Genomic DNA, 23,048 nt, shown 5'->3' with positions numbered 1-23,048 from the left:
CACAAACGGACCACAAAAAAAGAGGCCCCTTCAGGAGCCTCTCTCGTCAAGACCTGAACTCAGGCGACCTTGACGCCCTGCATCTTCAGCAGGCGGCGGGCGGTTTGGGTGGGCTGGGCACCCACGGAAAGCCAGTAGGCCGCGCGCTCGGCATTGACCTTCAGGTAGTTCTCGGTGGTCTTGCGGGGATCGTAGTGCCCCAGGTTCTCGATGTAGCCACCGTCGCGGGGACGGCGGGAATCGGTGACCACGATGCGGTAGTGCGGGTTGTGGGTAGAGCCGAAACGGGACAGGCGAATCTTGACCATCTTGAAAACCTCGGGTTGGGATGTTGAGGGTAGCTTCCCGCTTAGGAGACGGGATGATGCGCCCGCAGCAGCCCACCGGAAGCGCACCGAAAAAGATTAGCAGAGGAGGGGAGGAAGGAGCAAGGGTCTAAAAGGAGGGCGGTACCGGCTGGCGCGCCGTGCCGTTGACGCGGTTGACCTGAAAGGCCATGCGGCCGGGACCAAAGATGGGACTTCCCCCCACCGTACCCAGCGGTGTGCCGCGCGAGACCCGTTCCCCTACCTGTACCTGCGCGTCTTGCAGACCGATGTAGGCGGTGACCGTAGGGCCGTGGTCGAGCAGCACAACCCAGCCCAGGCTGGCGTAGTAGGTGGTGGCAATCACATTGCCTTCGAGGGCCGCGACGGCCTGGCCGCCCTCTTCCCCCTGGAGCACACTCCACTGCGCTCCCCCCGTGCCGTAGGGCTGCACCACCTGGCCGCCCGGGAGGGGAAACCCGAGCGAACCCGTCACGGGCGGCAACGGCGCGAGTTCCTGCACAGCGCGCGCTTGAGCGGCCCGCACCTGGGCCTCACGGCGAGCCAGGGCCTCGCGCTCGCTCTGTACCTGGGCCTGCCGCTGGCGTTGCGCGGCGAGGGCCGCCTCTCGCTCGGCCTGCGCGCGGGCCTGCGCGGCGGCTTCTGCCTCAGCCTGTGCCTGCGCGCGGGCGCGGGCCGCAGCTTCTGCTCGGGCGCGAGCTTCAGCAGCGGCGCGTTCGCGGGCCAGACGGGCCTGCCGTTCCTGCTCGGCACGCAGGCGGGCCAGGCGCTCGGCCTCACGGCGGGCCCGCTCGCGCGCCTCGCGGATGCGCCGCAGCTCAGCCTCGCGCCGCCGGCGTTCCTCCTCCAGACGGCGTTTGCGTTCGGCCTCGATTCGGGCGCGTTCCTTGACGACAGCTCCGATCAGCTCGTCGATGGTACGGGCCGTGAGCGCCTGCTGGGCCTGGGTGCGGGCAGCCAGGGTACGTTGGCCCTGCTCGCTCTGTCTCAGTTGGGCCAGCAGCCGGCTCTGCTCGGCGCGGCGGTCGCGCAGCTCGGTGAGTTTGGTGACCCTTTCCTGCTGGAGCGCCTGAAGACGAGCGGTCTGCTCGGCCTGCTGCACCCGTTGCGTTTCCAGCGTCTGAACCTCCTCCCGCAGGGCGCGCGTGACCTGCACGTGGTACTGCCCAGCGATATTGACGTACTTCAGCCGAATGAGGAGATCGGAGAGGCTACGGGCCTGCGACAGCAGCGCGAGGTAACGGCCACTGCGCTCGCGGTAGAGAGCCGCCAGCAGTTCCCGCACGTCGCCCTGAAGTCGCGTTACACGCGCCTGCGTCACCTCACGCTGCGCTGCCAGGTCCGAGAGTTGACGCTGGGCGAGGGCCACCCGCGCGGCCAGCGTCGCCGTCTCGTTTTCCAGGCGGGCAACGCGGCCAGAGAGCGTATCCAGGCGCTCCAGCGTCTGCCGCTGCTGCGCGCTCAGGTTCTGGATGTTCGCCCGCAGCCGCTCCAGTTGCCGGCGCTGCTGGGTGCTCAGTTGCCGCTGCTGCTGCAATTCGCGCTGAAGCTGCTCCAGCCGCGCGCTTGTGGTGGGCAGAACCAGGGGGGGAGCACCCGGCAGATCGGGAAGCGGAGGGTCGACGTCGGAGGTGCGCTGCGCGCCCACCAGCAGCGCCGCCGACAGCAGCGCCAGGGCGCACCAGCGGGGCAGGGCCAGGCTCACTCCAGCTCCCGCAGGTAGCGCCGTGACGCGAAGAGGCTGCCCGCCAAGCCCACCAGCACCCCCAAAACGGCCACGCCGCTCAGGATCGGCAGCAGGCTGGGCAGGTCGCGCACCACGGGAAAGACCGGCGCAAAGAGCTGCACCTGTGCGGCGAGTTCGAGGTACGTCGGCGTGAGCAGGGCCAGCGCCAGCGCGGAGGCCGTAAAGCCCAGCAGCACGCCCTCAATCACGTGCGGCAGGCGAATAAAGCCGCGCGTCGCTCCCAGAAGCCGCATCACGCTGATCTCGCTCCGCCGGGCATACATGGCGACCCGCACCGCGTTCAGAATGTTAAATAAGGTTCCCAGCAGCAGCAGCCCCACCAGCGCGTAGCCCGCGGCCCGGACCGCCGTCAGCGTGCGCACGGTCTGGTCCACGTACCCTGCCCCGTACTCCACGTCCTCGACTCCGACGAGGCCAGAGACAGCCGCCGCGACCGTGCGCGAGTCTTCTACCCGGCTCACCCGCAGCCGCAGCGTGTCCGGGAAGGGATTTCCGGCGAGCTGCGCGGCTTCCCGGGCGTAGGGATAGTCGCGGGTCATCTCCTCGAGCACCTGCTCGCTCGTCACCAGGGCCGCTTCCCTCACCTGCGGAAAAGCACGCACCCGCGCGAGCAGGGCCTGTTCGTCTGCGTCCTCGCGCAGAAACGCGGCCACCTCCACCTGTGACTCCAGGTGTGCGAGCGTGCGGTTGACGTTCAGCGTCAGCAGCAGCACCGCGCCCAGGATGAGGAGCGTCAGGGTCATGGTGGTCAGGGTGGCAAACGTCGCGGTGAGGTTGCCGCGCATCGCGAGGAGGGCTTGCCGGAAGTGGTAGGTCATAGCGCGTACCCCCCGTGCGGATCGTCCCGCACCAGCCGCCCCTTGCGCAGGGTGAGCGTTCGGTGCCGAAAGGTTTCCACCAGGTCGCGGGCATGGGTGGCCACGATGACGGTGGTACCGCGCAGGTTGACGTTCTGGAGGACCTTGAGAACCTCGCGGCCCTGTTCGGGGTCGAGGTTGCCGGTGGGTTCGTCGGCGAGCAGCAGGGGCGGATTGGCGACGATGGCGCGAGCGATGGCCACGCGCTGCTGTTCGCCCTGCGAGAGCTGCACGGGCAGGGCATGCCGCTTGTGGTCTAGGCCGACGGTTCGCAGGGCGGCCTGCACGCGGGCTGGCCACTCGCGTCCGGGGACGCCCGTGACGCGCAGGGCAAAGGCCACGTTGTCGTAGGCATTCAGGTGGTCGAGCAGCAGGTTGTCCTGAAACACCGTACCGATGCGGCGGCGCAGCAGGGCGGTGCGGCCCCCGCGGTAGCGGCTGATGTTCTCGCCGGCCACCCGCACCTCACCCCGCGTAGGAAGCGCCCGCTTGAGCAGCAGGTTCATAAAACTGCTCTTGCCCGCCCCAGAGTGCCCAACCAGGTAGACGAACTCGCCCTTACCGACCTCCACGCTCAGGTCGTCGAGCGCGAGGGTGCGGGTCACCGGGTACTCCAGCGTGACATTCTTGAATTGGATCATGCCGGGCCTCCACCGGGCAGGGCGGCGGCGCGCGGCCACGTGTGCATCTGCGTCATGCTCGCGGCTCAGCATAGCCCACGCTTCCCCCAGAACGTGAAGGAAACTTCATGTCTGGGTGGTCCACCCCTGTCACTTCCGCCTCAAATCTTCTTCACTCGCTCGCCCTATCTTGAGGCTGTGAACCGTAACCGCATCGCGCTTGTGGCGGGCGCCCTCGCTGCCACCGCCGCTGTTGGGTATGCCCAGCTCGGGGCCTACTCGCAGGCCGAACTGCTGAAGTCCAAAGAGGGCCAGACCCTGCTTCAGGTGCTGGGCACCCTCAACCGGTACTACCTCTATCCCGTCGATCAGGACAAGGTGCTGCGGGGCGCGATCAACGGCGCGCTGGGCAGCCTGGAAGACGAGTTTACGTACTACCGTGAACCGGAGAACAACGCCATCGAGGCTCAAAACCTCAACGGTGAATTTGGCGGCATTGGCGTGAGCCTGGTCGCTGCCAACCCCGACGGCACCGGAGGCAAGGTGGACAACGTGTACAAGGGCGGGGCCGCCGCTCAAGCTGGCGTACAGATCGGCGACGTCTTCGTCAAGATCGGTGACCAAGAGGTGCTGACGAGCAAGCTGGACGAGATCGTGCGTCTGGTGCGCGGTCAGGAGGGCACCACGGTCAATGTGACCTTTGCTCGCAACGGCAAGCCCTTCACGGTGAAGATGGAACGCCGCAAGGTCACCATCGTGAGCGTCGAGCAGACCATGCTTCCGGGCAATGTCGGCTATATCGCCCTGAATACCTTCTACAACGAGAAGGTCGGCGAGCAGTTCCGCGCGGCGATTGCCGACATGAAGAAAAGGGGCGTACAGAAGCTGATTCTCGATCTGCGCGACAATGGGGGAGGTCTGCTGAACGCCGGGATTGACGTCGCTGATCAGTTCCTCGCCCAGGGCAAGATCGTCAGCCTGCGCGACCGCAGCGGCCGCACCGAGGTGGCGGGCAGCGCCACGAATCGTCCGACGGACTATACGGGCAAGCTGGTGGTGCTGGTCAACAAGAACAGCGCGAGCGCCAGCGAGATCGTGGCGGGGGCCTTGCAGGACACCAAACGGGCCACCATCGTCGGCGAACAGACCTTCGGCAAGGGCGTCGCGCAGATTCCGATCGATACCGTGGACGGTGGACAGGTCGCCATCGTGAACAGCGAGTGGTTGACGCCGCAGGGTCGCCAGATCCACAAGAAGGGGATTACACCCGACGTCGCGGTCAAGGACACCCGCTACACCGTGCCGCTGAACTTCACCGGGGGTGGAGCCGAGCCGGGAGCCAAGATCACCGTCACGGTCGACGGCAAGCCGGTCACGGTCACCGCTGACAAGGAGGGCAAGTTCACCTACACGGGCGAGGTCAAGCGCCCCAACCGCAGCGCCACCCAGGGCGAGGCCGTGGTGGATCTCCAGGGTGACGCGATCCTCAAAAAGGCGCTGGAACTGCTGAACTAAGCCCCGCGCCTCAGTCCCAGTCCCACTCGCGCCAGTCGCTCGGTTGAGCCTCGCTGCGGCTGCTTTTCCCAGTGGGCGCCGAGTACCAGGGGTAGGCCGCAGCCAGGGCCGTGTCCAGACGTTGCAACAGCAGGTCGCGCAGGGTTGCCTCTTCACGGGCGGTCACCCTGCCGAGTTCGCCGACCAGCCGCCTCAGCGTTTCTTCCAGCGCTGGAAGGTACGGGGCGCGGGCCTTGCGGACGGCCCCCTTGCGGAGCGGTTCGGGGTGGATGGTGGGGCTGTAGCGGTCGGCGGCAGCTTGCAGCAGCGCGGCGCGCTTCGCCTCACGGGTTTCGCGAGCCCGTTCGGCTCGTGCACGGGCATCGGCGGCGCGAGCCTGGGCCACCAGAAACGCCTCCTCGCGCTCGGCGTCCTGTACCCGTTCCTCGCGGTAGAGCTTGACGGGAGGGAGGCGGCGGCGGCCCATCTTCAGGCCATTCTCGCGCGTGAGGTCGTGCTGGCCCAGGAATTTTGCGATCAGGCCCGCCGTCCAGCCGCGTTCCTTGAGGTCTTGTGTGGCCAGAAAACCGGGTGGTGTGACCGGCACCGGGGGCCGCGAACGCCGGTGATGACTCATGCGAAATGGCGGTGAGTCGCAGACGGACCCCATCGGCGGGAGAAGCAAAGAAGACCGACTGGCTTTGATGTTCTGGAATCAGAGCCAGTTCGTGTCATGGGCGGTTCCGGCCCGTTTCCCACTCGGCCCGCAGCAGGTCGAGGCGCACCTGAGCAAAGCGCCGCCCCTCCACCGCGTAGGCTTCGCGGACCCGCGCGCATTCGCGAAAGCCGACGCGCCGCGCGGCGCGGATCATGCGCTCGTTGCCGCTCCAGGTGGTCACCGTCACCACGTGCGCATTCGTCCACTCAAAGGTGTCGGCCACCCACAGGGCCAGCGCCCGCGTACCCACGCCGCCTCCCCAGTACGCCGGGTCGTAGATCAGGATGCCCAGGTCCCACCACCCGCCGCCCTGGGGTTCCTCCTCCGAGCGGTTGACCATGCCCACACAGACGCCGTCCACGTCGATCACCTGCTCGTCGGCATCCGGGCTGTGTTCCGCGAGGTAGGCGGCGTAGCGGCGCATGGTCTCGTTGGTCGTTGCAGGGGGAAGGTACGGCGCGTCCCAGCGGCGCCACTCCGCCTGCGGGTCGGTCAGCCAGCGCGCCAGCGTGGGGAGGTCGTCCGGGCGGCGGTCGCGCAGCACGACCGGGCGAGCGAGGAAGACATTCACAGCGTGCATCATGGCACCTGCTCCGCCGGGACCACCGTATAAGAACGTCTCAAGCCCTTCTACAGAACGGGGCCTCCAGCCGTTGCTAGGGTACCCTATGCCGCTTAAACCCGACTTGCCCCACCCTGAGCCCCAACAGCGCCGCGTGGGGTACGCCATCGTCGGCATCGGAGAGCTGAGTGCCGACGAACTGATTCCCGCCGCGCGCACCAGCGAGCATGCCTACGTCGCGGCCCTGGTGACGAGCGACTCCCAGAAGGGCAACGCCTTCGCGCGGGCCTACGACCTGACCGAAGAGGACGTGTACACCTACGACCGCTTTGAGGAGCTGAAGGACCGCGAGGACGTGGAGGCCGTCTATATCGTCCTTCCCAATCGCCTACACCGCGAGTACGTGGAGCGGGCGGCCCGCATGGGCAAGCACGTCCTGTGCGAGAAGCCCCTCAGCGTGAACGCGGAAGACGCGCAGGCGATGGTGGAGGCTTGCCGAGCAGCGGGCGTGCTCCTGATGACCGCCTACCGCTGCCAGTACACGCCGCAGCACTGGGCCGCCCGAGAGGCAGTGCAGGGGGGCAAGCTTGGTCCAGTGAAGCTGCTGGACGCCATCCACGGTCAGGTGGAGGAGGATCCCGAAGCGTGGCGGCTGCGGCGTGACCTCGCGGGGGGCGGTCCCCTGCCCGACGTGGGCATCTACTGCCTGAATACCATCCGCTTCGTGCTCGGGCTAGAGCCCGAATGGGTTTTTGCCACCCTTCATCAACCGCAGGACGACCCGCGGTTCCGGGAGGTCGAGGAATCCATGAGCTTTATGCTGGGCTTTCCTGGTGGCGTCATCGCCAACGGCCTCACGAGCTACGGCACTCAGAAGACTGCCACCCTGCGTGTGCTGGGAGAACAGGGCACCGTGCTGATGGATCCGGCCTACACCTACCAGGGCCTGAGCCTGACCATCTCCGACGGGCACGGTGACTTTCAGCCGAAGCTTCCCGATGAGGATCAGTTCGGCCTGGAGATGGACCACTTCGCCGAGTGCATCCGCGCGGGCAAGACTCCCTGGACCCCCGGAGAGGAAGGCGTGCAGGACCACCGGATCATGGACGCGCTGTACGAGAGTGCTCGCAGTGGCCGAGTGGTGCGGCTCGACAGGATCGAGGGCCGAGATGTGTTCCGGGGAGAGCGGCCACAGGTTCCGGGGCAGGGCTGACCAAGAGAGCCGCGCAAGCCCCTCCCTTCAGGGATGGGGTGAGCGGCAGCAAAGCCGAAGCTTCCTTGTATTAGATAGGTGCGTGCCATGTAATCTCCCTATGGCGAAATTGCCGCTCCGGTACAAGTCCAATCGCAACGTGGTCTACTCCTGCAAGTACCACGTTGTCTGGACGCCCAAGTACCGGAGAAGCGTTTTGGTGGAAGGCGTAGACGAACGGCTGAAGGCCATCCTCAACGAGCTTTGCACCGAGAAGGAGTGTGAGTTGCTGGCAGTGGAGGTTATGCCCGACCACGTTCACCTGTTGGTGGAGGTAGCCTCGCAGTTCGGCATCCACACGTTCGTCAAGCTCGCCAAGGGGCGTTCCAGCCGCCTGCTGCGCTCTGAGTTCCCGTGGCTCAAGTCCCGTCTTCCGACGCTCTGGACGAACTCGTACTTCGTGGCAACGGTGGGCGGCACTCCGCTGTCCGTCATCCAGCAGTACGTGGAAAACCAGAAGGGCGTCTGAATGCGAGCCTTCCGGTATCGGCTCTACCCCACGAAGACGCAGGAAGCAGCGTTGCTGGACACCCTGCGCCTCACGCGGGAGCTGTACAACGCCGCACTTCAAGAGCGCCGGGATGCCTACCGGAAGGCGGGCAAGAGCGTATCCGTCTTTGAGCAGATGCGCTCCCTGCCCGAAGTCAAGGCGGTGCGCCCGGAGTTCAAGAAGGTCCACGCTCATGTCCTTCAGGGCGTGGTCACGCAACTGGACAGGGCCTTTCAGGGGTTCTTCCGTCGCGTGAAGCAGGGCGTCCCAGCGGGCTACCCCCGGTTCAAGGGGGTAGCCCGCTGGGACAGCTTCTCGTTCAAGCAGGTGTGGGACAACAGCCGGAATACGTGGTTCGGCCCTGGGAAGGTGCTGGACTCCGGGCGCATCTACCTCCCCAACATCGGAAACGTGCGGATGAAGATGCACCGCCCGATGGAGGGCAAGCCCAAGACACTCACCATCAAGAAGGAGGGGAACGAGTGGTATGCCGTCTATGTCTGCGATTCCCCCACCCGTCCGCTGCCCGAAACGGGCAGCGTCGTCGGACTCGACCTCGGCACCACCCACTTCCTCATCACCTCGGACGGAGAGTTCGTCGACAACCCCCGCTTCCTGCAATTGAGCTTGAAGAAGCTCCGGGTTGCCCAGCGCTCCCTCTCCCGCAAAAAGCGCGGCTCGAACCGCCGTCGCAAGGCCAAGCAGCATGTCGCGAGACTGCACCGCAAGGTGGCGCGTCAACGCCTCGACTTCCATCACAAGACCGCCCGCAAGCTGGTTCAGGAACACGACCTCATCGCGCATGAGCAACTGAACGTTTCCGGCATGGGGCGCGGCCGTCTCGCCCGCTCGATTCACGATGTGGGGTGGGGCCAGTTTCTCAACCTCCTCTCCCTCAAAGCGGCGGATGCTGGACGGAGAGTCATTGGCGTAGACCCGCGTTTCACCTCGCAAGCGTGCAACCGCTGCGGACATACCGAGAGGGCCAATCGGCGCTCTCAGTCTGTGTTCGTGTGCGTGTCCTGCGGCCATGAGACGAACGCCGACCACAACGCCGCAAAGAACGTCTTGGGACGGGCAGTCCCTTCGGGCCTTAACGGTAGAGGACAACCTCATGCCGTGGCCTGAGAAGCCCCTGCGTTTACGCATGGGGCCTGTCACGTGACAAGGGGCTGCCGTTTTCCCGCTCAGCCGCACCGGAAGGGAATGGGAATCGGTCCGCAGCAGCACACGCCCCGCACGCGCGGCCCGTTCGTCCCGAATGCCAGGGGCGACCCCACGCGCAGGAGCTCATGCGCTGCGCGGCACTCGCGGAAGCGGGCAGCGATTCGCCTCCGACCTGGTCGCAGACCCTCTTCACGGATGATGCGGGCTATCGCCGCCGAGCACGTCTCGCCCCCGTAGAGGGCCGCGTGCGCACAGCGAAAGCCCTTGCGCCCTGAGAGGAAGCGCTGGTAGAAGCGAATACCGGAAAGGGCGAGGGGATCGAGGGAGGGCATAACGCACCCTAGCGGACGGGCGTGGTGAGGGTAAAGGGCCTTGAGCCCCGTCGCCGTGCGGCACCGGTGAGGGGAAGCGGAGGAGGGTTCAAAGGGTCAGTCGGAACTCTTCGCCCGCCGCGTCCACCGTCACCTCTCCGCCCTTCTGCAACCGGCCGAACAGCAGTTCGTCGGCCAGCGGGCGCCCAACTCGCTCCTCGATCACGCGGGCGAGGGGGCGGGCGCCCATCAGCGGGTCGTAGCCCAGTTGGGCCAGCAGGGCGCGGGCGGCGGGCGTGACGGTGAGCTGCACGCCACGTTCGGCCAGTTGCGCCGAGAGCCGCGTGAGGAATTTGTCCACCACGTTTTCCATCACCTCGCGCGAGAGCGGCCGGAAGTGAATCACCCCGTCCAGGCGGTTGCGGAATTCGGGCGTAAAGGTGCGCCTGACCGCTTCGGCCTCTTCGCCCGTGCGGCCTTCGCGCGAGAAGCCGAGGGCGGGGCGGCTCGCGGCCTCGGCTCCGGCATTGGTGGTAAAGATCAGGATCAGGCCGCGCCCGTCCACCTTCTTGCCGGTGTGGTCGGTCAGCGTGCCGTGGTCCATCAGTTGCAGGAAGAGGTTGTAGACGTCCGGGTGTGCCTTCTCAATCTCGTCGAGCAGCAGGACGGCGTGGGGGTTTTTCGCCACCGCGTCGGTCAGCAGGCCGCCCTGGTCAAAGCCCACGTAGCCGGGAGGGGCGCCGATCAGGCGGGCGACGGTATGCGCCTCCTGGTACTCGCTCATATCAAAGCGCAGCAGCTCTACGCCCAGGCAGTCAGCGAGCGCGCGGCTCAACTCGGTCTTGCCCACGCCGGTCGGCCCGGCAAAGAGGAAGGCGCCCTGCGGCTTCTGGGGATCGCGCAGGCCCGCGCGCGCAAGCTTCACCGCGCTGGCGACCGCCTTTACTGCCGCGTCCTGGCCGAAGACACGGGCCCTCAGGTCAGCCTCCAGGGTGGCGAGGGACCGGACCTCCTCGGCCTTGACCGCCCCGACCGGTACGCGGGCCATACGGGCCACCGTCGCCTCGATGTCCGTTTCCTTGATCTCGCCGCCCTTTCCAGCACTGCTGCGAGCGGCTCCAGCCTCGTCGAGCACGTCAATCGCCTTGTCGGGCAGGAAGCGGTCACGCAGGTGGCGGGCAGAGAGGCGCACCGCGGCGCCGAGCGCCCCCTCGGTGTAGGTGACGCCGTGATGCCGCGCATAGCTCGGTGCGAGGCCGCGCAGGATGGCGAGCGCGTCCTCCTCGGACGGCTCGGGCACGTCCACCGTCTGAAAGCGGCGCCACAGCGCTCGGTCCTTTTCCAGATGGCGCAGCTCAGCGGGCGTGGTGGCCCCCAGCACCCGCAGCCGCCCGCGGGCCAGTGCCGGTTTGAGGAGGTTCGCGGCGTCCACGCTGCCGCCCTCGGTGGCCCCGGCCCCGACCAGGGTGTGCAGCTCGTCGATAAAGAGCACCGCGTTCTGTTCGTCCAGCGCGGCCAGCACGGCCTTGAGCCTTTGCTCGAAGTCGCCCCGGTAACGCGTGCCCGCGAGCAGCGCGCCCAGGTCGAGGGCATAGACCGAAGCGCCGCGCAGGAAGCCGGGAGCCTTCCCGTCTGCCACCCGCTGGGCCAGGCCCTCCGCCAGAGCGGTCTTGCCCACGCCGGGCTCCCCGACAAGCACCGGGTTGTTCTTGGTTCGGCGCGCGAGGATATGGACCACCCGTTCTAGCTCGGCGTCCCGTCCGATCAGGGGGTCAAACTCGCCCGCGCGGGCCCGTGCGGTGAGATCGGTCGCGTAGGCGTCCAGCGGGTTCTGCTCGGCGGTGCCCGCTTCCGGCTCGCCGTCGACGCCCGCCACCCGCCGTTCGCGTTCACGGCCCGCCACCTTTGCCTGGCCGTGCGAGATGTAGTTCAGCACGTCCAGGCGGGTCACGCCTTGGGCTTCCAGCGCCGCACGCGCCGGAGAGTCCTCCTCCTCGAGCAGTTCCGCCAGCACGCGGGCGCCGTCGGCCTTCTCCTGCCCCTTGCCGCTGGCGTGCAGTTGCAGCACGGCACCCTGCACGACGCGGTGAACGCCCAAGGTGAAGTCAGGCTGGACCCCTTCCACCACCTCAAAGCCGGTGAGCAGCGCCTCTAGGTCGCTCCGCAGCCTCTCCACATCCGTGCCGACGGCGAGGAGCGCCTCGCGCGCCTCGGGGTCGTGGGTGAGGGCGAGGAGGAGGTGTTCGAGTGTGACGAACTCGTGTCCAGCCTCGCGCGCGTAGTCGGCGGCGCGGCCGATCGTCACCTGCAGGTGGTCCCCGATCATGTCTCTTCCTCCGGTTCCGCCACCACCCGCAGCGGGTGACCGGCCTGCCGGGCGTGGGCCGTGACCTGCGCGACCTTGGTTTCGGCGACGTCGCGGGTGTACACGCCCGCCACGCCCTGCCCCTTGTGGTGCACGGCCAGCATGATGAGCTGCGCTTCTGTCGCGGACTTGCGGAAGTAACGTTCCAAGACCATCACCACGAAGTCCATCGGTGTGTAGTCGTCGTTCAGCAGCACGACCCGGTAGAGCCGGGGACGCTGCGTGGCCGTGCGGTCGAGCGTTTGCGTGCGGCTCTCGCCGTCCCTGCGCGTCATGGCCGAAGTCTAATGGGGAAGAGGCGGGGTGCGCCGGGCCCACGTCACGAATCCTGCGTGGGGACGCTTCACAGTTTGGTGAGCTTCGGGTACTTCTGAATCGCCTCCTCCTCGCTGAGGAATTCGCCCTCCACATCGGGGCTCCAGACGACCTCGGCGCGAATCAGGTCACCGGGGTTCACGCTGCTGATGGCCATCAGGGCGGCGCGAACTTCCGGCAGGGTGGTGACTCCTGCGGGGGGCAGGTTGCCCAGCGCGTGCGCAGCGACGGCAATGGTGACCGCGAGGTACAGGTCACCCACGTCCTTTTGAAACGTATAGTCCTGCCGCTGGCTGAACCCGCTGTAGGGGTCGCGGTTCTGGTAGTTGCTCGTGGTCTGCTCGGTAAAGGCGGCGCGGGCCTCGGTGGCCCAGGCCCCGACCTGGCTGTCGGCGCTGCTCGCTGGGCCCTGGGCGCGTTCCACATTGCCGTAGACCCAGCGTTCCGGGTGGCGCAGCAGCACCAGCGCGGCCTCCTGAAGCATTCGCGCCAGGCCCTCGTTGGTGTCGGGGTCGCCGCTGCGCGCGATCTGCTGTAGGGCGCGCTTGACCTCGTCTCCTTCGGCGAGCAGGAGCTGAACGCTCACGGCCTGCGCGGTGCCACTGAGGCTTCCCATTCCCGCCAGTCCCCGTCCTCCGCCCCCGCTGCCCAGGCTGCGGCGCATAAAGCCGACCACCGTCAAGATCACCAGTCCAAAGACCAGCAGGCCGATCAGTCCGAAGCCGCCTCCGCCGGAGTATCCGTATCCGGGACCAAACCCGCCCCCGCCGACGATGATTGGCCCGGAGTAGCCACCGCTGTAGCCGCCGCCCGGAAAGCTGCCCCCGCCGCTGTAGCCGCCTCCAAAACTTCCTCCTCCGCTTCCCGAGCCGCCCCCGGTACTTCCCCCGAAGCCGCCGCCAGACTGCGCTGCCGCGTGCCCAAGCAGGGTCAGCACCGCAAAGGCGAGCACGAGGAACACCACAAAGCTCAGAACAGCCCGGAAGCTTCGCCGGGCAGAGGTTCGCTGGGTCAACGTCGGCATGATGCTCCAGTGTAGGGGGCGGAACGGGGTGCCGGGTTCCCAGCAGATAAAGGGAGGGCCAAGGCCGGACGGCACCGCCCTGCTCGCCCTACACTCACGCCATGAGCGGCACGACCATCCAGCTGACCCGTGACCAGTGGAACGCGTTTTTGGCCAGTCTGTACGAGCGAAGTGACCGGCTAGGCGTGCGCGAGCCGGGGGCTCTTTACGCCGCAGAGGAGGCTGTGGACGCCTACGTGCTCAGCGGCCATGCAGAGGCGCTGCGCAGCGCAGAGGTCGACGGCGACGTGTGGGGAACTCTAGAAGACATTGAGGAGCAGGCCGGAGATGAGGAGGAGGCTTGGGCCAAGATCAAAGCCTTTTACCTCGACCGCGGCTGCGTGCTGCTCCAGGTCACAGATACCGCCGAGCCGGAGGAATGGCTGCTGGCCGAGGAGCTGGCGCAGCGACTGGGGCTGCTGAGGGCAGGGGTGTGAATCCCCCCTGAACAGGGGCTCATCCAGACCGAAGGGGGCGGGCCTACGCTAACGATTATGTCGTATCGCGAAGAACATCACTTTCCGTTGAAACGTCTGCTGCTGCTGGGGGCCCTGGTTGGTGCGGCGGCCTACTACCTCAGCCGTGAGCAAAACCGCCGAGCCCTCGACCAGAAACTTTCCGAACTGGGTCTTAAGGACGCCGCCCAGAACGTCGGCGAGAGCGTGACCAAGAGCTGGGAGAAGACCAAGGACGCTGCGGCCAATGCGGGGCAGGTGCTCGCGGACAAGGCGAGCGAGGTCAAGGAGGCCGTGCAGCAGGGCGGTGTGCAGGCGGGGGTAGACAAGGCCAAAGACGTCGCGGGTGAGGCGAAAGTGGCCCTTCAGGGGGCAGCCGCCGAAGCGAAAGACGCCGCAGGGGACGTGGCGGACACCGCCAAGGACCAGGCCCAAGACGTGGGGCACAGGGTGCAAGGCGCCGCACAGGACGCCAAGCAGAACGTGCAGCAAGCAGTGAGCCAGGCCAAGGAGAAGGCCCAAGACGTGAAGCAGGACGCGCAGCGTGCGACCAGCGACGCCAAAAGCGACGCGCAGCGTATCGTGCAGGACGCGCTGCGCGCTGGGCAGGGAGCAGCCAGCGACGCGAAGGATGAGGTCCGCAGCGCGGTCAAGGACGCTGAACGGCGCATGTAGGCGGGGACGCCCAGGAATACGCCTGGTTTCTCGCTCCCGCCCGTGACAGCATCGCCCCGATGGCTCGCCGCCGCCCCACCTCCAACTGGCCTCCGCCGCCGCCTGAGCCGCTGCACTGCGCGCTGTGCGGCCGCGAGACTCCCGTGCTAACTGAGCATCACCTGGTGCCCCGGTCACAAGGGCGGCGGCAGGGGGTCAAGGTGCATGAGTTGCCCACCGTGCTCCTCTGCCCGGCCTGTCACAAGTTTCTGCACCGGACCTTCACCAACGCCGAACTGGCAGGCGAGTACAGCAGCCTGGAGGCGCTGCTGGCCCATGGCGACGTGCAGCGTTTTGTGACCTGGCTGCGGACCCAACCCGCCACCAAAAGCGTTCGAGTACGCTGAAAGGTGGTTACTGCATGCTGCTGATGTAGGCGGCCAGCGCTCTGAGATCGGCGTCCTGCAGGGGTTGCAGGGCGATCCGCATGGCTTCCGGGTGGGGAATGCCGCCAAAAGAGGGTGTCTCCTTGAACTCGTGCAGAACCTTAAGGGCGTAACCCGGTGACATATTGGTGACGCTGGCGATGCCCCGGCTGTCCTCACCGCGTCCATGGGCACCGTGGCAGATGGCGCAGGCGATGACGTTACGGGCCGCGTCACCCCGCTGGAAGAGGGCTTCGCCACGGGCACGCAGGGCGGGGTCGGTGGTCCAGGCCGGGCCCGGTGGGCGGGCAGCGAAGTAGGCGGCTAGGTCCGCGATGTCCTGGTCTTTCAGGTTGGCGGCGACGCGCTGCATCACGGGGCTAGGGCGCAGTTTGGCACGGAAGGCTGCCAGTTGCAGGCGGACATAGCTGGGGACCTGCCCGGCGAGGCGCGGCACAGTGGGATCCGTGCTGACGCCGCTCGGCCCGTGACAGCCCTGACAACTGCTCGCCGCGATCTGTGCTCCCCGGGCCGCGCTGGGCGTGTGGTACTTCAGCTCCAGTGGATTGCCGGCGGGAGACGGACCGGACGGTGAACCGGCCTGCGTAACGGCCGCTATCACCGGAGCGGCGAGGGCAAGAGGAGCGGCGAGCCACAACAGACGTCGGGCGGTGCGCTTCATGGCAACCTCCAGCAAGAGGCGAGCTTTTCTGGAGTGTACACCCTTTCACAGCCGGTGAGGTCGGGAAAGCCTGTGGCGCTTGACGGCGCAAAAAAAGAGGGCCGTTGGCCCTGGGGCGGGCGTTTCGCCTAGATGGTGCCCTCGCTGCTGTCGCGGGTGGTGCGTGGGGTCTCGCTGGCCGTGTCCTCCTGGTTCTCGGTGACGAGCGTGCCGTCGTGAACGGCGGGAATCATGGCGGTACCGGCGGGGCCGCTCAGGACAGGGGGCACGATGAGCGGAACACCGTCATCTCGCACCTGTTCGCCCGGCACCGGAGGATTCACGCGGTTGCCGCTCTCCTGTTCTAGTTCCTCGACGCTCTTGCCGAGCGGCTCGTCGCCATAACGATGGTCGCCGTTTGTCATGCCTCAGTGTGGGGCCTGGCGTGACCGCCTTGAGTGAGGCCAGGCTGGAAGGACCTTTATCCCCGTCTGCTGAACGGGGTGGGCGAAGAGGAAAGCAGCTCGCCCCGCCCAGCCCCTCTTCCATGCTCTTTCTTCGGTGCCCTTGCCCAGGCGTGCATGAGTGCGGCTTGGGCGGCCCTTCATGCCCGGGCCGACGCGGAGGGGAGAGGTAGGGTCCGGCGGACGCACCCGTTATCCTGCCCTCTAAGGTGAGGAGAGACCGAGAACCATGACTGACCGCGTGCAAAAGGCCCTGCGGGACCTGGGTATCGAAGCGCCGCCCATCGCCACCCTGGAGCGCGACGGCGCCTTTTTTGCCCTGCTGCCCGAGCTGCTGCTGTACCAGGACGGACAGGGCACCCGGCGCGTGACCCTGCGCGATTTGACTCGTATTCACAGTGACCAGCAGGGTGCGCTGCGGGTGGAGACGCCCGCTGGGACGGCGCTGACCGCCAGCCTGCTGGGGTTTGACCCAGGCCAGGTTCAGGCGTTTTTTGCGCAGGTGCGGGACGCGACGGCTCAGGCCAAGCACCTGCCCGCCGCACCCCTCCCCACGCCGGGCGGCCTCAAGACATTCGGCAGCGTGCCCAAGCCTGCCCCGGCTGCAACCTCCGTTCCCAGCGCCTCCCCTACGCCCCACGTGAAGGAGGTCCGTTCGGGGCCGCCCGCACAGACGGCGCCGAGCTCGGCGTCCCCTCCACGCGAGACGGTGCGGGAGGTGCGGGCGGCGGGGACGGAGTCGCCTCCCCCGGCCACCCTCGTCGCCACGCCAGCAACGACGCCTCCCGCCGTGCCAGCCACGGTGGCAGAACCGGCGGAGCGTGTGGCCGCTGCCGAAGCCGGTAGCGTCCTGGCTGCACTTGCTGCACGGGCCAACGCGGTCCAGAGCCTGGTCAGCCGCCTGCAACTGCTGGGGGTGGTGCTGGGCCTGGCAGCGGTGGGGCTGGCCGTCTTCCAGTTTCTGGATGGTGCCCTGCTCAGCGGGATGTGGACCCTCATGGCGGGCGGGGTGAGCTGCATCGCGCTGCTCGCCTTTGCGGATGTGACGCGCCTGATCGTCTCGCTGGCGCGCGCGGTGGCCGAGCGGGAACCGCAGCCGGCGCGCCCGGATGCCGGGAAGAGCGATGGCTGAGCCTGTGCTTACCGCCCGCGAACTCGTGACGCGCGCGGTCGCCATTCCCTCTGTCTCCGGGGAGGAGGCGGAGGTTGCGGCCTACCTGACGGCCTGGATGAGCGCCCACGGCTTTCGTGCCCATGTGGACGGGGCGGGGAATGCGGTCGGTGAGCGCGGTCACGGCGCCCTGACGGTGGTGCTGCTGGGCCACATCGACACGGTGCCCGGTGAGATTCCCGTGCGGGTCGAGGGGGGCGTGCTGTACGGCCGCGGCAGCGTGGACGCCAAGGGGAGTTTCTGTGCCTTTGTGGCGGCGGTCGCGGCCCTGCCCGAGGCAGCCCTGAAGGGCGCGCGTTTTGTGTGCGTCGGCGCGACCGAGGAGGAGGCCCCCAGCAGCCGTGGTGCGCGCTACGCCATGCAGCAGTACCGGCCCGATCTGGTTCTGATCGGCGAGCCCAGCGGCTGGGCGGGCCTGACGCTGGGCTACAAGGGCCGCCTGGTGGCGAAGGTGCAGGTCGAAAAGGACAACTTCCACACCGCGGGCGAGGGCACAAGCGCCGCCGACGATCTCGCCGAAGCCTGGTTCCGGGTGCGGGCTTGGGCTGCGGCACAGGGGGCAAACGGGGCCTTTGAGACGGTGCAGGCTACCATTCAGAGCCTTTCAGGTCGTACGGACGGCTTGAGTCAGGTGGCGGAAGCAACCTTCGGCCTACGCCTTCCCCCCCGCGTGCCTCCGGCCGCTGCGGAAGCCGCCCTGCGTGAGCGGCTGCGTGACCTTCCTGCACGCCTGACCTTTACCGGACACGAGACGGCGGTGCGCCACCCCAAGGACAACGTCCTGACGCGCGCGCTGCGGGTGGCCATCCGTGAGCAGGGGGGAACGCCCGTCTTTAAGGTCAAAACCGGCACCAGTGACATGAACGTGGTCGCCGAGCGCTGGCCTGTCCCCACGGTTGCCTACGGGCCGGGTGACAGCGCCCTTGACCACACGCCAGATGAGCACCTGGACCTCGCCGAGTACGACCGGGCCGTGGCTGTCCTCACCGCCGCCCTGACCCGCCTCGCCCTGGGTTCCTGAGGGCCGCCCTTTGTTCTTCCTCCACGGAGCCTTATGGACCCCGTCACCATCCTGCTGCTTCTGTTTGCCTTTGCGCTGCTGCTCTTTGCCACCGAGTGGTTGCCGGTGGACGTGACCGCACTGCTGCTCCTCTCCGCGCTGCTCGCGCTGGGCCTGCTGACTCCCAAGGAAGCCTTTGCCGGCTTCGGCAACGATACGGTGCTGACGCTTGCCAGCCTGTTTGTCCTAACGCAGGTGCTGCTGCGTGCGGGCGTGATCGAGTGGATTGGCGTCACGCTGGCTCGTCGCGCACGCCATGCGAGCGGCATGATCCGCGGCATGCTCAGTGCCGTCGCAGGGGTGAGCGCCTTGACCAGCAACACGGCCACCACAGCCGTTTTCCTGCCGGTCGTCACGGGCCTCGCTCGCCGTGCCGGAATCGCGCCCAGCCGGGTGCTTATGCCGCTGGCCTACGCCAGCATTCTGGGTGGCACCATCACCGTCATCGGCACCACCACCAATCTGGTGGTGTCGGGGGCGCTGTCGGCGGCAGGCCTCAAACCGCTGGGTTTTTTCGAGTTGGCATGGGTGGGCTTGCCCGTCGCGGTCGTCGGCCTGCTATACCTCTTTTTTGTCGCGCCGCGCCTGCTGCCTGTGCGGGAGGCCGCCCTGGAAGAGTCCCTGCGCGCCTACCTGGCCGACCTGACCGTCGCGCCCGGGAGCCCCCTGGCCGGTCAGACCCTGCGCGAGACGGGCCTGGGCCGCGATCATGGCCTTACCGTCGTCGCCGTGCGCCGGGGCGGCGATACCCTGTACGCCCCCGGCCCCGACTTCCGAATTCAGGAGGGCGACACGCTGGCGGTGGAGGGCCCTCCCGACCGCATTCTGATCGGCAAAAGCACCCTGGGCATCTTCAGCAAGAGCGAGCAGAAACTTCAGGCGGAGGGAGAGACGCCGGTGCGCTTGGTCGAGGTGGTGGTGCTGCCCGGCAGCCCGCTCACCGGCCGCACCCTGCGCGAGTCGCGCTTTCGCGAGCGCTACGGCGTGTCCGTCCTGGCCCTGCACCGCCGCGCCCGCACGGTCGAGCGCCTGGCGGGCCTGCGAGTGCAGGTCGGAGACGTTCTCCTCGTTCAGGGCAGTCCCGAGCGCATCGCGGGTCTGGGGGACTTTCTGACGGTGTTGGGCGACCTGACCGAGGCCCAACGCGACCTGCGCAAGGCACCTCTGGCGCTGCTGCTCTTCGGCGGCGCGGTGATCGCAGGCGGCCTGGGCCTCCTCCCCCTGAGCGTGGCGACGGTCATCGCCGTGGCGCTCGCCCTCGCGCTGCGCCTGGTGACCCCGGAGGAAGCCTACCGCTCAATCGAGTGGCCGGTGATTGTGCTTGTCGCCTGCATGCTGGCCTTTGGCACCGCTTTCGAGGACACCGGGGCGGCCCGAGTGCTGACCGGTGCCATCTCAGAGGTGCTTGAGCCCCTGGGCCCTTCTGGCCTGCTGGCCGCGCTGTTTGCCGTGACGGTGGCCCTCACCCAGCCCATGAGCAACCAGGCGGCCGCCCTGGTGATGCTGCCCCTGGCCATCGGCACGGCCAAGGCGCTGGGGCATGACCCCCGCCCCTTCATCATCGGCATCACCATCGCCGCCAGCAACTCCTTTATCACGCCCCTGGAACCCTCCTGCATGCTGGTCTACGGCCCCGGCCGTTACCGCTTCCTCGACTTTGTCCGGGTCGGCACCGGCCTGACCCTGGTCACCTTTGCGGTGGCCATGCTGGTGATTCCACGGGTGTGGCCGTTCTAGCGCGGTCGGCTGCCAGATGCCGCGAGATCTAGATAAAGAGCGGCGCGTCCGGATCGTCGGGAAGAGGGCGGTCTTTGCGGGCCAGCAGGGCCGCGGTCGTGCCGATGCCGACAAGCGCGCCGAGGGCCAGGACGACAAGAGCCCACGTCATCAGAAGGTGGCTGCGGTCCGAACTCATGGGTGCAGCATAACAGCCGCGCTCCCACGCCGCCCTTACTGGAGGGGAAGAAAAGGACGACGCCAGCTTAATCTGCGGGCACCGTCTGCCCCGTTGGCGTAGGAAGCTGCCGGGGGAGACGGTGCCACAGCGCGAGCAGGCAGAGCGCAGCCAGCAGGACGAGGGCCAGCAGGCCCCAGCGTGGTCCTAGGGGCCCGCTCTTGCTGATCAGGGTGCTGGCCAGCGCGGCTCCGGGCGGCCCCATACCGACCAGCACAAAGGAATACAGGCTCATCACGCGCCCGCGCAGACCATCGGGAATGCTGAGCTGTACGGTGCTGTTGGCACTGACCAGCAGGGACAGCATGCCGAAGCCGCAGGCGGCAAGCACCGGAGTCGCGAGCGCGGGCCCCGGCGTCCAGGCCAGCAGGACCGTGCTCGCCAGCAGGAGCAGTGCCCCCACCCGCAGGTTCCGCAGCGGATTGGGCTTGCTCGCCTGCCACAACGCCCCCGCCATCGCCCCCACGCCAAAGGCCGCCGAGAGCACCCCAAAGGCCGCCTCCCGCGCGCCGAACACCACTCGGGCGTAGTACGGGATGATGATGTTGAAGTTGATCACCGTGAGGCTCAGCGCACCCACCAGCAGCATTACGTTTCGTACGGCGGGCGTCCGGCGCACGTAGGCGAGCCCCTCGCGAATATCCGCCAGCACGCTGCTGTGCCCCCCGGCCTCGCGCACGGGAAAGGGCAGCGTGGCAATCACGAACAGCACCACGAAGAACGAAGCGACATTCAGATAAAAGGGCAGCGCCAGCCGTGAGAGGCTCTCGGGATTGCCCCCTGCCAGCAGGCTCACGCCCAGCGCGGCGACTACGCCAAAAAGGGCCTGACCGACGGTGCGCGAAACGTTAAAGGACAGGCTGTTGAGCGCGACCGCATTGGACACTTCAGAGCGCGGCACAAAATCCACCACCATGCTTTGCCGCGCGGGCATGTCAAAGGCGTTCGCGGTGCCGCTGAGAAAGGCGAGCAGCATCACCAGTGGCAGGGTCACGAGGCCGAGGTGCGTGGTGACGGCCAGGACGGTCGCGGTCGCCATCAGCGTCGTCTGCGTGGCGAGCAGCACCCGGCGGCGCGGCACTCGGTCGATGACCGCGCCGGCGAAGAGAGACAGCAGCAGACTGGGCAGAAACTGCGCGACCGTCACCGAGCCCAGGGCGGCACTGCTGCCCCCGGAGAGCTCCAGCACGAGGTACTGCTGAGCGGTGGTCTGCATCCATGAACCAATCAGGGAAAGCAGTTGAGAGAACCAGTAGCGGCGGTAAGGGGGATGGCGCAGCGCACGAAAGGTCTGGGTACGCCACGCAGAGGCACGCGCAAGCACCTGCCCAGGATAGGCCGCCGGGGATGAGGGCAACCCTATTGTCCCGCAGAACGGAACACAAGCAGAGGAGGGTGAGCGCTCGCTTCTCCCCGCCCAGCCAGCGCGGTCGCAGAAACGCGAAGGACCAGCGTACCGAGGAAGGTCTCTTCAACAAAGAAAGCTGGTTGAAACCCTCTTTCTTAAAAAGGCCCTCCTCTTTGCGAGCGACAGGGCGTGTTGTGAAGTTTCTCATGTGTGGGGGTGTTTGGGGGCTTGGCAAAGATGCAGGGCACGTGTTACGGTGCACCCGTTTCAGTGTTTATTCGTGCAACTCTCATGATGAGAGTTTGCCTCGTGCTGGCCTCATCCTGGCCCTGTCCGTTCGAGTGTTCCCGCGCCCTGAGAGTCCTTCCGCATGTCTGTGTTCTCACGTTTTCCCCTGCTGTTGGCTCTGCTGACCTTGCCTGGAGGCGTGTCCTCCGCTCAGGCTGCCTCTCTTTCCTCTGGCCCAGGTGGTGACTCGCCGCCTGGGCTTTCGTCTGCTTCAGCAGGTGCGGGCACCGTGGTGGTGCAGCCGGGTGATACGGCATATAGCCTCGCGCGCGCGCACGGTCTGACCGTCGAGGCGCTCCTGACCCTGAACGGCCTAGCCTCACCCAACCTGCGGGCCGGGCAGGTCCTGCGGGTACAGGTGCAGCCGCCCTATACGGTGCAGCGTGGTGATACGGCCTACTCGCTGGCCCGCCGCTTCGGCGTCAGCGTGGACGCCCTGCTGGCCCTGAATGGTCTGCCGAGAGACGCTCTCCTTGAAGTCGGGCAGGTACTGCGCATTCCCCCTCCCGGCCCCGGCGCGCCCGCACCGCTGGCCCGCCCGGTTGCGCCGGCTCCAGCAGTCACGGCGCTTTCCTCTCAGCCCTCTGGGGGCCTGCCCGGCAACTGGCGTGACGCCGCGATGGCGCTGCTGGGCGTGCCCTACGTGTATGGCGGTACCAGTCCCAGCGGCCTGGATTGCAGCGGCTTTGTGCTGCAGGTGTTTGCACCCCTGGGTATATCCTTGCCGCGCCGCAGCGCCGATCAGGCTCAGGTTGGGCTGCCCGTCACTCCTCAGGAACTGCAACCGGGCGACCTGGTGTTCTTTGACACCGTAGGCCGCGGCGAGGTCACGCACGTCGGCATCTACCTGGGTGACGACCAGTTCGTGAATGCCAACTCGTACCGGGGCCAAGTCACCGTAGACCGCCTCTTGGGAGACACCTACTGGGCCCCACGCCTGTTGGGCGCCCGGCGGGTGCTTCCCCCCGTGACGTACGCCGCTCGCTAAGCCGGTCGAGCCTCAGGCGCGGCCCTCAGGTCCTAGGGCAGCGCACTTCAGCCCTGCTCGTCCGCCACGTCCTCGCTCTCCAGCAGGGAACGGTACTCGTCGAGGTGCTCGCCCTCACCGAGCTCGCGGGCAATCTTTTCGATGGCCAGCCGCACCACCTCGCTTTTGCTGATCAGGCGTTCGGGGCTGGAGAGTTCATAGGCGGTGCGTGTCAGCAGCGCGTCCTGCTCCTCGCTGATGACGACCTGGAGGCGTTTGCGTTCCTTCTTCGGCATCCTCTCCCTCTTCTGGCG

Annotated in this window: 26 protein-coding genes; 11 read left to right on the top strand and 15 right to left on the bottom strand. The window is 67.4% G+C overall.

All coding sequences use genetic code 11. The annotated features are described in order from the left end of the window. Positions 1-59: 59 nt before the first annotated feature. The 4 genes from rpsP to ftsE all read right to left on the bottom strand — a co-directional run bounded on the left by rpsP (position 60) and on the right by ftsE (position 3,571). On the bottom strand, positions 60-308 hold the full coding sequence (gene rpsP, locus EI73_RS04545; RefSeq protein WP_034384657.1) for a 30S ribosomal protein S16: 249 nt from the start codon (positions 306-308) through the stop codon (positions 60-62). A gap of 127 nt (positions 309-435) precedes the next feature. Continuing rightward, entirely contained in the window at positions 436-2,031 is a 1,596-nt protein-coding gene (locus EI73_RS04540) for a murein hydrolase activator EnvC (RefSeq protein ID WP_156103454.1), read from the bottom strand. After that, a complete protein-coding gene (locus tag EI73_RS04535) occupies positions 2,028-2,891 on the bottom strand; it encodes an ABC transporter permease (protein WP_034384655.1) in 864 nt (287 codons plus the stop codon). Before EI73_RS04535 ends, EI73_RS04540 begins: the two co-directional genes overlap by 4 nt. Beyond that, entirely contained in the window at positions 2,888-3,571 is a 684-nt protein-coding gene (ftsE, locus tag EI73_RS04530) for a cell division ATP-binding protein FtsE (RefSeq protein WP_034384653.1), read from the bottom strand. Before ftsE ends, EI73_RS04535 begins: the two co-directional genes overlap by 4 nt. Before the next feature lie 177 nt (positions 3,572-3,748). Between ftsE and EI73_RS04525 the strand changes: the two genes are divergently transcribed. Next, on the top strand, positions 3,749-5,065 hold the full coding sequence (locus EI73_RS04525) for a S41 family peptidase (RefSeq protein WP_034384651.1): 1,317 nt from the start codon (positions 3,749-3,751) through the stop codon (positions 5,063-5,065). A gap of 10 nt (positions 5,066-5,075) precedes the next feature. On the opposite strand, the gene EI73_RS04520 is transcribed toward EI73_RS04525, so the two are convergent. Both EI73_RS04520 and EI73_RS04515 read right to left on the bottom strand, forming a co-directional pair. Then, on the bottom strand, positions 5,076-5,681 hold the full coding sequence (locus EI73_RS04520) for a hypothetical protein (protein WP_034384649.1): 606 nt from the start codon (positions 5,679-5,681) through the stop codon (positions 5,076-5,078). Positions 5,682-5,775: 94 nt separating this feature from the next. Further along, positions 5,776-6,342 (bottom strand): GNAT family N-acetyltransferase, encoded by a 567-nt coding sequence (locus EI73_RS04515; protein ID WP_034387732.1) that lies wholly within the window; start codon positions 6,340-6,342, stop codon positions 5,776-5,778. Positions 6,343-6,430: 88 nt separating this feature from the next. On the opposite strand from EI73_RS04515, the gene EI73_RS04510 reads away from it, so the two are divergent. The 3 genes from EI73_RS04510 (at position 6,431) to EI73_RS04500 (ending at position 9,194) form a co-directional block, all read left to right on the top strand. Further along, a complete protein-coding gene (locus EI73_RS04510) occupies positions 6,431-7,537 on the top strand; it encodes a Gfo/Idh/MocA family protein (RefSeq protein ID WP_034384647.1) in 1,107 nt (368 codons plus the stop codon). 100 nt (positions 7,538-7,637) lie between these two features. Next, a complete protein-coding gene (gene tnpA / locus EI73_RS04505) occupies positions 7,638-8,045 on the top strand; it encodes an IS200/IS605 family transposase (protein ID WP_034384646.1) in 408 nt (135 codons plus the stop codon). Beyond that, the gene (locus tag EI73_RS04500; protein ID WP_034384644.1) at positions 8,046-9,194 is read left to right on the top strand and encodes an RNA-guided endonuclease TnpB family protein; all 1,149 of its coding nucleotides are present in this window, start codon (positions 8,046-8,048) and stop codon (positions 9,192-9,194) included. It abuts the gene before it with no gap. A 59-nt stretch (positions 9,195-9,253) separates the two neighbouring features. Here EI73_RS04500 and yidD read toward each other — a convergent pair whose 3' ends face one another. The 4 genes from yidD to EI73_RS04485 form a co-directional block, all read right to left on the bottom strand. Beyond that, positions 9,254-9,565 carry a membrane protein insertion efficiency factor YidD gene (gene yidD / locus EI73_RS15840; RefSeq protein WP_081908958.1) on the bottom strand — a complete coding sequence of 104 codons (312 nt, stop codon included), beginning with the start codon at positions 9,563-9,565 and terminating at the stop codon, positions 9,254-9,256. Between the two features lie 88 nt (positions 9,566-9,653). Continuing rightward, the gene (locus tag EI73_RS04495) at positions 9,654-11,870 is read right to left on the bottom strand and encodes an AAA family ATPase (protein WP_034384642.1); all 2,217 of its coding nucleotides are present in this window, start codon (positions 11,868-11,870) and stop codon (positions 9,654-9,656) included. Then, positions 11,867-12,184: an ATP-dependent Clp protease adapter ClpS gene (gene clpS, locus EI73_RS04490; RefSeq protein WP_034384640.1), complete on the bottom strand. Its 318-nt coding sequence runs from the start codon at positions 12,182-12,184 to the stop codon at positions 11,867-11,869. Before clpS ends, EI73_RS04495 begins: the two co-directional genes overlap by 4 nt. Positions 12,185-12,252: 68 nt before the next feature. Beyond that, positions 12,253-13,248, bottom strand: coding sequence for a DUF1517 domain-containing protein (locus EI73_RS04485; protein WP_034384638.1), 996 nt, complete (start codon positions 13,246-13,248; stop codon positions 12,253-12,255). A gap of 101 nt (positions 13,249-13,349) precedes the next feature. On the opposite strand from EI73_RS04485, the gene EI73_RS04480 reads away from it, so the two are divergent. From EI73_RS04480 to EI73_RS04470, 3 genes are read left to right on the top strand one after another with little or no spacing between them, the layout of a single operon-like run. Next, positions 13,350-13,724 carry a hypothetical protein gene (locus EI73_RS04480; protein ID WP_034384636.1) on the top strand — a complete coding sequence of 125 codons (375 nt, stop codon included), beginning with the start codon at positions 13,350-13,352 and terminating at the stop codon, positions 13,722-13,724. 57 nt (positions 13,725-13,781) lie between these two features. Continuing rightward, complete coding sequence (locus EI73_RS04475) at positions 13,782-14,417, top strand: hypothetical protein (protein ID WP_034384634.1); 636 nt, start codon at positions 13,782-13,784, stop codon at positions 14,415-14,417. Positions 14,418-14,476: 59 nt separating this feature from the next. After that, positions 14,477-14,803, top strand: a complete 327-nt coding sequence (locus tag EI73_RS04470) for an HNH endonuclease (protein ID WP_034384632.1) — start codon at positions 14,477-14,479, stop codon at positions 14,801-14,803. A gap of 7 nt (positions 14,804-14,810) precedes the next feature. Here the strand turns inward: EI73_RS04470 and EI73_RS04465 are convergent, their stop codons facing one another. Continuing rightward, positions 14,811-15,503 carry a cytochrome c gene (locus EI73_RS04465; RefSeq protein WP_034384630.1) on the bottom strand — a complete coding sequence of 231 codons (693 nt, stop codon included), beginning with the start codon at positions 15,501-15,503 and terminating at the stop codon, positions 14,811-14,813. 128 nt (positions 15,504-15,631) lie between these two features. After that, positions 15,632-15,907: a hypothetical protein gene (locus EI73_RS04460; protein ID WP_034384628.1), complete on the bottom strand. Its 276-nt coding sequence runs from the start codon at positions 15,905-15,907 to the stop codon at positions 15,632-15,634. Between the two features lie 268 nt (positions 15,908-16,175). On the opposite strand from EI73_RS04460, the gene EI73_RS04455 reads away from it, so the two are divergent. From EI73_RS04455 to EI73_RS04445, 3 genes are read left to right on the top strand one after another with little or no spacing between them, the layout of a single operon-like run. Continuing rightward, complete coding sequence (locus EI73_RS04455; RefSeq protein WP_034384626.1) at positions 16,176-17,078, top strand: hypothetical protein; 903 nt, start codon at positions 16,176-16,178, stop codon at positions 17,076-17,078. Continuing rightward, positions 17,071-18,138, top strand: coding sequence for a [LysW]-lysine hydrolase (locus tag EI73_RS04450; protein ID WP_034384624.1), 1,068 nt, complete (start codon positions 17,071-17,073; stop codon positions 18,136-18,138). Before EI73_RS04455 ends, EI73_RS04450 begins: the two co-directional genes overlap by 8 nt. Positions 18,139-18,171: 33 nt before the next feature. Further along, entirely contained in the window at positions 18,172-19,914 is a 1,743-nt protein-coding gene (locus EI73_RS04445) for an SLC13 family permease (protein ID WP_034384622.1), read from the top strand. A gap of 28 nt (positions 19,915-19,942) precedes the next feature. Here EI73_RS04445 and EI73_RS16495 read toward each other — a convergent pair whose 3' ends face one another. Beyond that, the gene (locus EI73_RS16495) at positions 19,943-20,092 is read right to left on the bottom strand and encodes a hypothetical protein (protein ID WP_197050740.1); all 150 of its coding nucleotides are present in this window, start codon (positions 20,090-20,092) and stop codon (positions 19,943-19,945) included. A gap of 67 nt (positions 20,093-20,159) precedes the next feature. Beyond that, positions 20,160-21,455 (bottom strand): MFS transporter, encoded by a 1,296-nt coding sequence (locus tag EI73_RS04440; RefSeq protein WP_034384620.1) that lies wholly within the window; start codon positions 21,453-21,455, stop codon positions 20,160-20,162. Positions 21,456-21,996: 541 nt separating this feature from the next. On the opposite strand from EI73_RS04440, the gene EI73_RS04435 reads away from it, so the two are divergent. Next, positions 21,997-22,755, top strand: a complete 759-nt coding sequence (locus EI73_RS04435; RefSeq protein ID WP_231557283.1) for a C40 family peptidase — start codon at positions 21,997-21,999, stop codon at positions 22,753-22,755. A gap of 47 nt (positions 22,756-22,802) precedes the next feature. On the opposite strand, the gene EI73_RS04430 is transcribed toward EI73_RS04435, so the two are convergent. After that, positions 22,803-23,030, bottom strand: coding sequence for a hypothetical protein (locus EI73_RS04430; RefSeq protein ID WP_034384616.1), 228 nt, complete (start codon positions 23,028-23,030; stop codon positions 22,803-22,805). Positions 23,031-23,048: the final 18 nt, after the last annotated feature.

This window comes from Deinococcus sp. YIM 77859 (genome assembly GCF_000745175.1).
In the GTDB taxonomy this organism is placed as follows: domain Bacteria; phylum Deinococcota; class Deinococci; order Deinococcales; family Deinococcaceae; genus Deinococcus.
This window is presented reverse-complemented; position numbering and strand designations above follow the sequence as displayed.